The 11,308-nt window shown below is 41.2% G+C and carries 6 protein-coding genes and 3 pseudogenes; 1 reads left to right on the top strand and 8 read right to left on the bottom strand.

Going from position 1 to position 11,308, the window contains the following annotated elements; translation table 11 throughout:
• The 5 genes and pseudogenes from Q9R24_RS14620 to Q9R24_RS14600 form a co-directional block, all read right to left on the bottom strand.
• Window positions 1–910, bottom strand: a pseudogene (locus Q9R24_RS14620) (DNA helicase); the annotation flags it as partial.
• 63 nt (window positions 911–973) lie between these two features.
• Window positions 974–3,013: a protease Lon-related BREX system protein BrxL gene (brxL, locus tag Q9R24_RS14615; protein ID WP_311204749.1), complete on the bottom strand. Its 2,040-nt coding sequence runs from the start codon at window positions 3,011–3,013 to the stop codon at window positions 974–976.
• A 29-nt stretch (window positions 3,014–3,042) separates the two neighbouring features.
• Entirely contained in the window at window positions 3,043–4,812 is a 1,770-nt protein-coding gene (gene pglZ, locus Q9R24_RS14610; protein WP_404976616.1) for a BREX-1 system phosphatase PglZ type A, read from the bottom strand.
• 32 nt (window positions 4,813–4,844) lie between these two features.
• A pseudogene (locus tag Q9R24_RS14605) lies at window positions 4,845–5,423 on the bottom strand (DUF1819 family protein); the annotation flags it as partial.
• A 10-nt stretch (window positions 5,424–5,433) separates the two neighbouring features.
• Window positions 5,434–6,300, bottom strand: a complete 867-nt coding sequence (locus Q9R24_RS14600; protein ID WP_071320612.1) for a WYL domain-containing protein — start codon at window positions 6,298–6,300, stop codon at window positions 5,434–5,436.
• A 208-nt stretch (window positions 6,301–6,508) separates the two neighbouring features.
• Between Q9R24_RS14600 and Q9R24_RS14595 the strand changes: the two genes are divergently transcribed.
• Window positions 6,509–6,838: a DUF4236 domain-containing protein gene (locus tag Q9R24_RS14595; RefSeq protein ID WP_000506885.1), complete on the top strand. Its 330-nt coding sequence runs from the start codon at window positions 6,509–6,511 to the stop codon at window positions 6,836–6,838.
• 131 nt (window positions 6,839–6,969) lie between these two features.
• Here Q9R24_RS14595 and Q9R24_RS15020 read toward each other — a convergent pair.
• From Q9R24_RS15020 to Q9R24_RS14585, 3 genes and pseudogenes are all read right to left on the bottom strand, one after another.
• Window positions 6,970–7,074, bottom strand: a pseudogene (locus tag Q9R24_RS15020) (HNH endonuclease); the annotation flags it as partial.
• Window positions 7,075–7,109: 35 nt separating this feature from the next.
• Window positions 7,110–8,342 (bottom strand): ATP-binding protein, encoded by a 1,233-nt coding sequence (locus Q9R24_RS14590; RefSeq protein ID WP_001255534.1) that lies wholly within the window; start codon window positions 8,340–8,342, stop codon window positions 7,110–7,112.
• A 536-nt stretch (window positions 8,343–8,878) separates the two neighbouring features.
• The gene (locus Q9R24_RS14585; protein ID WP_311204750.1) at window positions 8,879–10,534 is read right to left on the bottom strand and encodes an HNH endonuclease signature motif containing protein; all 1,656 of its coding nucleotides are present in this window, start codon (window positions 10,532–10,534) and stop codon (window positions 8,879–8,881) included.
• Window positions 10,535–11,308 lie beyond the last annotated feature (774 nt).

Here is an 11,308-nt window from a genome sequence, read left to right as displayed (position 1 = left end):
TATCATCCTCTAATAAAATGGCATCCATTTCGATATTGGCACGTGTATCTTTAGCACCTACACGTATTAATCCATTTTTTTCTATTTCCATTTCTAAAGGAATAGTAATTAAAGGATATGAATAAGATTTTTGAGTAGTAGGAAGTACCCAATCAACTAAACCAAAACCTGCAACAATTTCCTCACCATCGCCTGTTCCACCTAGGTTAATTGCAGTATTCCAAGAGAATAATTTGTCATAAACAATAATGGATTTTTTAATCTCATCATTGTCTTGTTTCCAAAGTTCCCAATTATTTCGATAATTTTCAAATTCTTTAAACAACTTCTGAATTATGCCAATTTTAGTGATCAAATCATTTGCCACTAAAAAGTAAGCTAATCGCAAGTGATCAACTCGCTTAAAAGATACTAGCTTATTTAAACTAGCATAATTAAAAGTCGGTACTTTTTCAGTTTCAACATGGATGTGCAAAGACAGTTGTTTAGATGGTATAGGCATCGATTGAAGTTGTAAGCGTTCAATTTGAAACCACCAATCACTATCATTCAGAATCTTTAAACCACGAAGTTTTTTAAGATCATAGGAATAAAATCTATTACCATTAATTTCATATTGAATTTTTTGAGTATCCTCAGCTTGATGAGATACATAATCCAACAATTGAATCAGTTTATTTTTAACAATATCATTTAATTCAAGTTCAGAGTTCATCATTGGTCTTTCTAATTTTTTAACTGACGGGTTTATAGCTAAAGACCAGCAAAAGGCTTCATCTTGTGAAAATATATCTTGATTTTGATATAAAAAAGCATTCACTTCTTTCTTTTCAATACCAAGAGTTTTGGCAATTTCTCTAGCAGTAAGTTTGGGCTGTTTAACCAAAATAGCTGTTATTAAATCCTTCATGTGATTCATATTTCCTAATCATTTTAAAAGCTTTTCTCTTTAATTGATTTATACAGAATCAACTTAATCCACTCCCAGCCCCTTAAACACAGCATCCACCGGATCTGCATAGAAACTGGTCTGGAACTTGGTAAACAGTTCCACAGGAATCGTAGGGATATCTGCCGCACTACTCATTGGCAAAGCAACCTTCTTGGCACCAGCATCAAAAGCAACTTGCAGACATTCGGCAATACTTTCCACCGGAGTCACAGAGCCACCCAAGCTCATATCACCCAGTACCACCATCTGACTTTGTACCGATCGTCCTAACAGGCCAGAAGCGAAAGCCACTAAACTTGGCAAGGCAAGATGGCTGAGCGGCCCGGTATTCTGTAATTCAACCACATGTAAGTGGAAGTCATGTTCCAGCACCTTACTGCCACCCGATATTCTGGATGCATTGGCCTTGAAGTAATCAAAAGCAATTTTGACCTGTTCTTTGGCACTGCTTGAATTCCATAAGCCTGATGTCGCCAATTTTCCTGAACCTTTGGTCACTTGAAGTTCTAAGCGGTATAAGCCTGGCATGCCTTTATTACTGAGCCCGATGGTATATAAGAAACCTGGCTTGGCTGGACCTTCGGGAATCAGTCCACCTCCACCTTGCTCTTTTACCGATACAAAATGTTCTTCTAAGGTATCATTATCGATATAGCTGAAATGCACATCATAGAATTCCATGCCCCCAATTTTCTTCAGCTGCTCTTTGACACGCCGGCGTACCTGCAACGCATATTCCAGACATTGCTGTACATCTTCTTTCTCAAACTGACCGTGTGGGTAGAGTAGCTTCATCAATCCAGAAACAGTCTTGCGAACGGCGATCACATCACGCTGATTCAGGTTATTTCCGAGTTTGAAGTACTTCTCAATGGCATCCGCAAAACTACGCTTACGCATTTCCCTGAAGAATTCAGCCAGATAATCAACAATCAGGCCATAACGGTTGGTGAAGAACTCCGGACGCATCTTGGGAATTTCCCAGCCTGGGATATAGGCATGAAAGCGATCAAAGAATGCCGAATCAATCATGGCTTCAGGGAACGGCGCCAAGAGATGGCTGGTTTTAACCAGGGATTCCACACTCTGGTTGATATTACCCACAAAAACCATCGAAGCTGAGGCTTCCATCTGTTCACGACCACGGGCAAAAGATCCTGAGGCCATGTAGTCTTTCATGATCTGAACGCCATCTTTATCCTTAAAGGAAATACCGGCAACTTCATCAAAAGCTACCACATCCCACAACCCCACCAGACCAATACGGCGGCTACTCATGTTATAGAACAGGTTGGCGACAGTCGTTTGCCCACCGGAGACTAAAATACTATTCGGTGAACACTCTTTGTAAATATGGCTTTTCCCGGTACCGCGTGGTCCCAGTTCACAAACGTTATAGTTATTTTCAACGAACGGAACCATACGCGCTAATAGGTGCCACTGCACGTCCTCTTTTAGCGAAGCCGGTTCCATGCCGATCGAACGGATTAAACTCTCGCGCCACTGATCAGTGCTTAATGCTGCTCTGCCACTGAAAAGTTCATCCATATTCATATTCGGCATTTGAATCGGCTTGAGTAAACTCACCCCAAATGGAGAATTGGTTTGTCCTTCTTCAAAATAATAACTGAGCGTAGCAATGACCCAGATACCACCCACCAGTAATTTTTCATACTCTTTGACGATGCCTGCCGAGATTTCGGCATCTTTGATCCCCAGATTACTAAATGATGCTTCGTATTTGTCCTTACGCTCATTCAGCTTTACGGTCACCCGATCAATGACCTTATAACTGCCCCGTTCACGAACCAGGGATTTCACCTTCTCAGCTTCATCAGGTCGTACATAGTTCTCTGCCAGAACCGTCTTTACGTTACGTAGTCCCTGTTCAATGATCTCTGGATCATCCGAGGCACAGTACATCCCCAGCAGGTATTCGAGTACATAGACTGGGACATTGGCCCCTTCTTTGATCAGTTTAGTTAGATCCTTACGTACCACCCGCCCAGCAAAGTGTTCATTCAGCAGCTGATCCAGTTCTTTATCGTTAGCAGATTCCATGTAGGCTACGCTCTATCGTTAATTCGTTATCAGAAGAAGTCATCGGTAAATGCCAGATCAATGGTGACCTTATAGCGCTGCATTTCGATATTCAGGTCTTTGTCCTTCAGTACCAGGAAGTAATCTTTTTTACGGTCAAAATCAGTGCCAGATAATGACAGTCTGACCTGTTTAACCCGATCGGCAACAGAGTCGGTACTGCTATCAAAGGTCAAGGTTTCTTCACTGGAAACTTTGAGATCCCCATCATAAATGGCAATCGACAGGGTCACTGGCATGACTAGCTCACTGACAGCTTCAGTTTGCATCAGATCAAACTTCTGGATGTTATTGACCATTTTCAGCGTGGATTTGGTAGAAATAACCTCAACTTTACGCTTGGTCCGCTGTCCGGCCTTTTCACCACGCAGCTGTTTTACCGTTAGTACAGGCACCACGATTTCCTGAGGCATGATGCCACCATGCACGAAACGTGAGCCTCCTACAAAATGGAAACGGTTCGCCCCTTTTGGAATCCAGAAATCAGTCGCAGATAGTGTGCCTGCCGTAGCTTGGGTTGAGCCTTTCCATGCTTCCTTGCTCTCTGGTAAACCATGCCCAATCACATAGCGTTTTTTGCTTTTCAATGTATTGGTAGGTTTTTCAGTCAAGCTTGAACGATCCGCAGATTCCAGTTTACTTTGCTGGAACAGGAAGCCATGGTCGGCTGTAATCAATAGGGTAGAAATATTGAAATGCATTAAAATTTTGCGGCTAAGTTCGGTCAGCTCTTCAATGGCATGTTCTACCGCCATAAAGGTTTCTGATTCTGTCGAGGCACTGTCTCCCCGAGCATCAATCACGTTGTGATAAACGTAAACCAGCTCATGGTCTTTCAGTGCTTCACGGCCTTCATCACGCGACCAACCTTTTACCGTTTCAGCGGTAACCGCCAATCCATTATAGGCAGCCAGAATTTTGGATCGTGCTGCAGTCCCTTTGCTGGACTGTCCATCTACTAAAACATCATCCCCTGCGGCCTCTTTGTACTCCAAAGTCTGATGCGGCAACAACGAGGCCATGCCAAGTGTGGTGTAACTTGGGACAACGCCCAGCTGTGAAGACAAGGTCGCTTCGGAATAACGCTTTTCATTGATACGATCACGCAGCTCTACCGCAGCTTCATAGCGAAAAGCATCACTGATAATTACCACAATACGGCGTTTCGTTGCAGAACTCAGTAAGGGTCTGACATGGGTATGGTAGAAGTTTTGCTGATTTGGGATATCTGCCACTTTCCAGACATTCAAGCTTTGCTCAGCTTCTACACGCTCACCCCAGTTTCGTGCCAAGTGGTCAATAAACCAGTAGGAATAGCAATTTTCGACTTCTTCATCGAGTTTCTTCAGGATATCGACATGAGCGCGTTGAGAAGCAGCACTGTAGTGGCGATAGGCCATATCAAAGCGATACAACTCCTGCTCGTAGGCTTTATACAATGCTTCGCTGGAGTCGAAATAGAACCCGGAATCAAACTGCTGTCGCAGGCTGAACAGCTCAATCGCTGCCTGCAACGCTGTATAGACGGTACGGTATTTACGGCGAGTTGCATCGTCCTTATGTTTGGAAGCCCAATAGCCATCCAAACGGGTAGAAATAATCGTTCTGAAATGTTCCAGTTCAGCTTTGGTTGCTGCAGGGATCTGGCTGGCCAGATCGACAATGATCTTTTGTTCAATCACTTCAAAGGTCATGACATCGAGCAGCTGCTCCAGATCAAAAGCCCCGACCTTTTCTTGGATCCGCAGTGCATTGGCCACGGTCTGGGAGAGTGTACGAAGGTTGGGTAGTATTTGGAACTGTCTCTCCAGCGCGACAAGAAGGCTCTACGCAGCTCTGCTCTGACGATCACGCGCTGCAACTCTAGCTTACGGGTACTTTTTAAGTAACCGGCTTCTGCCAGCATGCGAAACACCACCTGCCCCATTTTTTTCTTGCTGGACTCTTTCCAATCACAGATATCCGGATCGCGTTGTGAGCGTTCATCCAAAAAATCTGACCAGATATAACTGTCCAAGTGTTGCGCCTGGGAGATATAGCCATCCCTCATCACCGTTTCCATAAACTCAAGCAGCAACAGGTTGCGTTCCAGTGCGCCACAAAAAGCCACCTGGGTCGCCAGCTCATCATCCCCATCACGCAAAGCTTTCCAGAAATCAGGCTCTAAGCGCTCAAGACGCTTACGAATGGCAGTGGCGTTACGTTGGGCTGAAGCAGGCGTTCTTTTTTGCAGAATATTGTCAATCTGAATTGCCTGATGCTATTGTTCTGGAGTCGCTTCTCGTAATAACAGATCCGCGATCAGCCGGCTTTCACGCACCATCAGGGAGCCACCAATCAGGTCACTGTCATAATGAAATTGTTCTAACATGGCCAATCTCCTATGAGGCCTGATCAAACAGGTAAGACGACAGCTTTTCGATATCTGAGCGTTGTAGTACCAAGGGATATTTCAAGGCATCATCCGCCTCAGCCAGCGTGATCGCGGCCTGATATCGCTGCAAAGTATAGTGAGCCAGGGCTTTTTTCACCGGAATCTGTAATCTGCCATCAGGCATGCCGAAGTCTTTTTCGACCAGCGCTTGTTGTGATGAGTTCAATTTTGGATTAGGGATCAGCGTCAGTACAATTTCTTCATGCCATTGCTGATCCTGAGCAGGGTCTACTGACTCAATCGCCACCACAACAGGTGTGCGATCAATTCTGGAGAGTAAAAAGTCCTTAAACTGCTTGCTCTGATGGCAATAGGCACGGACATGCCAGCGAAAACCGGTATACACCAGGGTGTGTGGGGAAATGATGCGTTCATGCCACTGCGGATTCTGCATCGAGGCATAAATCATTTTTAAAGTACTTTGGTTTCGGCAGGCACGCAAAACTTCCCGAATCACTTCAGGACGTACACTGCGATCAGGTAATTGAACTGCTGCAAGATTCGGTTCTGGTGTCGCAATCAGGGTATGCGATTCACTAACCAAACCTGACAGCATATTGAGATATTCATTGATATGTACGGTAGTCAGCACCGGTTGAAACGTGGCTTTAGGCACATAGCCTTTTACGGAGGGATCATGGACCAAGGCATCTGGGTTATACAGCGTATTGTAACGCTTGATATCCGCAGAAGCCTGCTGTCGACTAAGCCCAAACCAGCTCATCAAACGATTGGTAACCAAACGACCTTCCCAGTAAGCAAGCAGCTCGATCGCCCGCATTCGAAGAAGCACTTCATGCTTATCTGTCGTCATATACCAATCAGTCAATAAATAAGATTTCTAAGATTACCCCATGGCAAATGTACAGTAAACATTTTTTACGGTATTTAAAGGTGGTATTGCAATCACCAGATAAAAAATATACTAATATCGTGATGATAGCCGTCAAAGTACGATCTCTAGCAGATCATGGATCCTGGTATAGCGCGTGAATTGAGCTAAGTTTTAGAATGAGAGCAATATGGGTTTTAGATTTCGTAAAAGTATTAAATTATTCCCGGGTTTTAAAATTAATCTGACCCATAAAGGCATCAGCAGTGCCAGCATTGGCAAACCTGGTGCTTCTCTAAATATTGGAAAAAAAGGTACGCGAACCAGTGTCGGTATTCCAGGTACGGGACTATCTTACTCTAAACACCAGCCTTACTCTAAAAAGACCCGTGTTCCACAACCGACATCGCTAGAACACACGGAATATAATCCTCAGAATTTAGAACAACCGAAGACAAAGATCTGGCCTTGGATTATTTTTGGAATATTGTGTTTTATGGTGGGTGCCGTCATTTTTTAGCAAGAATAGCATTGTATTTTAATCAAAAAAAATGCCCACACGGATGAATGGGCAAACTAAGGAATTAATATCCTTCAGAAACTCCAGCGCAATTCTCGCTACTTTCAGTAAGCGACTGTAGCTCAATCATGATGATCTGACTCAATCGAGTCGAGGTAAATCAATCCATCACAAATGGAGTAGAAATTATGCTTGATCACATTCTTGGTTAATGCTGAAAAGTCTTTGGGTTTTGATCAATAAATAGAAGTGCCGATGACTACCCTCAACTTTACTTATTTTCAGATAGCAACCAATCGAGAGCACTCATTTTTACAATACCATTATAATTTGCTTCAGTCCCTATCGTGTCTAAGGTAAGTAAATATTTGGGATACGAATCAGAAATTTTCTGTAATGGACGTAACTCTCGGCTGAGTGTCTCCTCATTGAGCGTTTCTAATGCCACCTGATAATAAGTTAAATTCTGTAAAGTATCGACAGCAACAAAATCAATTTCATATTCATCAACCCGCCCTACATAGACCGTATAACCTCGTCTGACAAGCTCAAGATAAATCACATTTTCTAAGATATGACCTTGATCAGCATTAGCATCAGGCAACATAATCCGGCGCAATCCGACATCAACTAAATAGTATTTTTCAGAGGATTGTAATAACTCACGCCCGCGTACTTTAAATTGTGCGGCACTATAAAATAACAAACTGTCCTGTAAGCCCTGAATATAGCGTTTTACTGTTTCAAATGAAATCTTAACCCCACTTGAAACAAAGGTATTTTTAATTTTATTGATGGAAATAGGTGAGCCTGTCACGCTTGCCAAATATCTTGCGACACGCTCGAGAGAGTTAATATCGGCAGTATTCAAACGGGGAATAACGTCTTTAAACATTACACTGGCATAGACCGCTTGCAAGTAATCATAAGTTTCCTGCTGGCTAGTCATGGCAAGCGTATAAGGGAAACTACTGCGCGTATACATGGCATACAAATCACGATTGGATAATTGTTGGATGATCGGATTATTTTCAATATGCCACTGTTTAAATTCTTGGAATGACAGAGGTAGAACGTGTTGCTCGATATAGCGTCCTGTAAGTAAAGTCGCAAGTTCTCCACTTAGAAAGAATGCATTTGAGCCTGTAATGTATAAATCGATATAATCCCGAACATATAAGGAGTCGACTACTTTCTCAAAATTTGTAACATGTTGTATTTCATCTAAAAAAACGTAGTTTTTTTTACTTTTATCAACTTTGGACAATACATAATCATGTAGTTTACGGTAATCGGTGAGTTCTTCAAATTCCATAAATTCGAAGTTGATGGCAATGATGTTTTCGGCTTGTACACCCTGTGCTTTTAGGTCTTGTTGAAACATCGCCAATAAGGTGGATTTTCCAGAGCGACGCACACCTGAAAGTACTTTAATGACATCACGGTCTTGCCATGTATTCAGAAATTTTAAGTAGCCATCACGTCGAATATTAGCGCTTCTCATTATTTACACTTAGAATCTAAAGTTTTAATAAATTCTATCAAATTTTAGAACGTATATGTAAATATATTTAATTTTAGAAAAAGTTTAAAGGTTAAGTGAAACATTCAAAGCTGCTGTAGAAGCATGTAAACAGCAGATCTGATCAAAATCCAAATTCTGTCTTTTTGATTATTTTCCATCTCATGTTATGTCATTGATGCTGCGACTTAACTGCTATATAAATTAAGTGAAAAGTAAATGGAACTAAGATGTTAACTAGAGTGGAACTCATTTTTATTGTGCTAATGGTATCAGCCTTATTGCGTATGAATTGCTAAAAGGTTTATTTTAAAGTCACTTATACATGTTTTTGATCAAAAAAAAATGCCCATAGGGGGAATCTATAGGCAAAACTAAGGACCTTGACGGTCATTCAGAAACTACAGCTAGTTTCTGGTTGTGATTCTAAAGTGAATTAAAAACAACCACATTGGCTGAATATATCAAAAGTTAAATCATTGATAAATTTTATAAAATTAATTTACCCCCTCTGCTGCTCAATACAGTAATTCACCAAACAAATCCGCTCTAATCTCTTCCAGGCTCAAATCTGATTTCATCCTATTACAGATGGGATGAACAAGCAGGCCATTCTCTAGAACGCCTTGCCCACCTACGGCTTTGGCAATCCGATGATCCGATTCAGTAGAATCAAGATAGATCAATCCATCACAAATGAGGCAAAAGTTATGATTACCCACCAGAAAATTGTGCTTAAGCAGACTCTTGGTTAATGCCGAAAAGGCCTTTGGCTTTGACCGAGAAATTGGACTAATCGACTCCACATATCCCACCACATTCTTGACTACTGCATCATCATAACCACCCAAAAACCTTTCGACATAGAACTCGTTAAAGTTTATGTACTTGAAGGCCTTAGACATGGACAGAATAAAGGTATTCAGGCATTTCTCATCATCAAAATCAACATCCATTTCCAAGCTTAAGCAAATAAAGGCTTTATAGACAATTTGTAGCCGATCATAGCCCTTAATACCACTGCCGAACTTGCCGACCGTTTCGGTGGTCACCACGGGGAAATTGGCGATCAAGAACTCAATACTACGGCGTACCCGGGTGAAGTCCTTGAAACTAATCTTTCGATGATGAATCTGCATGCGGCTTTCATGAATTTCATACACAATTGAAAACCATGCAAGAAAAGAAGTAATCTGAAAACGCTGATCCTTATAAAAATATAAGTATGGATGTAAGCCCAAACTCGGAACCCCAGCATTTTTTACAGGCGTCGCTATTCTGCAAAGAATGGTCAACAGATGCGACATTAGGTTTTCAACGCGCTCCCCCTGATTCAGACTCATAATATTATGAATCTGATCACCCGCAATGATATTCATCAGCTCATTGACCAAGCCAATTTTTTTGCCATGACTCATTTCATTGTCTAATAAAATGGTCGAAAAAAGTAGCTGGTGGATCCTCTCCCCTAACTCAATCAACTCATTTAAACGTGTATATTGGAGCTCTTCTAGGTTAGATTTATTGTCATTGATATAACAACAGGCATAGATCGCATAATACGCGTCACTACCGCGATTTCTTAGGTGATATTCCTCATATTTATCTAAACGTTTAGTATCTGAGTTAATCGATTGAAATACCCGTCGCGCATCTTCCGGAGTCCCCAGTACCTGCCTGAAACTGATTTTAATATCTTCTAACTTCGACTTTTTTTCTGCAAATTCAGCATCAGTGCAAATTCTTTGAAAATCAGCGAGATCTCCTAAATAATTGCGGAGGTAACGAATATCTTGTTTTTGTGGATCATTGAAATTAGGTGCTTGAGTGACTTGCTCATCCGCAAAATATCTATTGATCCACGCATAGATACAGGAAAGACGATGTGCCCCATCAATAATGTAAATATTGCCGTGTATATCTTTCCAATACAAAATGCATAAATTGATGTTTTGATCTTCTGTGCAATCTTCAATAAAGTTTGCAATTTCTTGCACGCTCCAACATTCCGTAGAACGCTGGTTATCCGCCTTAAATAAACATTTGATGATTGGATGCTTTTCAAAATCAGTCAGTGCCACTTCAAAATTGTCACGCTGCATTGAAGGTGACATTTCTTCTGGCAACATGACTTTACGCTGAATAATATTGGTCAATAGTCGTGTAGAACCCATTTCTTATTTTCTCCAGGCAACACTTTCCTACTTTCGCACAAGTACGAAATTTGAAAATGTATATAGTTCGATTTGGTTAAAGCTGTGAATTAAATGACCGTCAATATCCAGTCAGCGCTAACAAAAGAGACCTAAGAGAAATGGGGGGATTAGATAATAAAATCTTCATGTTTAGTACCTGTAGTTTAGAGTTGACTATCTACAACCATCTTTTCCACGAGATGGAGGTAGACCAAACAGGGGTGGAAATACCGCACTACAGAAGACGGCCAGTCATAGACTGCCCTGCCTGGCCTACCATAATGGCAAGCTAAGCATAATAAGCACAAAAAAAACCGCTTAAAGCGGTTTTAATGCTTCTGTAGTAATTTTCAGGTTTCCACGCCTGATTACAGATTTTGCTGTAATGTAATTATCATATTTGTATCTTTTACTTTGGTCAAACCAAATTAGACTTTTTTTACTCATTAATTCTATGAAAGGACCTCAATAAATTAAAATATTGAGGATTATTAAAACAAAAAATCAAATTCGCGGATTCCCAGGCCTTTGCTTTGTCAAAATCTGATTTGCCAAGCAAAGGCCTGGGCCACTTTTGAACCACTTATTAAGCTTAGGCTATTTTTAGAATATTTATGATTAGCAGTTTTAACTACAGGCTAGAATAAGGAATTTTCATTTATGAGCATTAACTCATCAAAACAGATTAATTCAACTTAAATACAGTTTCTATCTTCAGCAATGTATAAAATTGATTAAAAATTATCAACATAA

Source organism: Acinetobacter sp. RRD8, from assembly GCF_031844225.1.
In the GTDB taxonomy this organism is placed as follows: Bacteria; Pseudomonadota; Gammaproteobacteria; order Pseudomonadales; family Moraxellaceae; genus Acinetobacter.
Note: the sequence above shows the minus strand (reverse complement) of the source record. Positions and strands in the feature narration are given on the sequence as shown.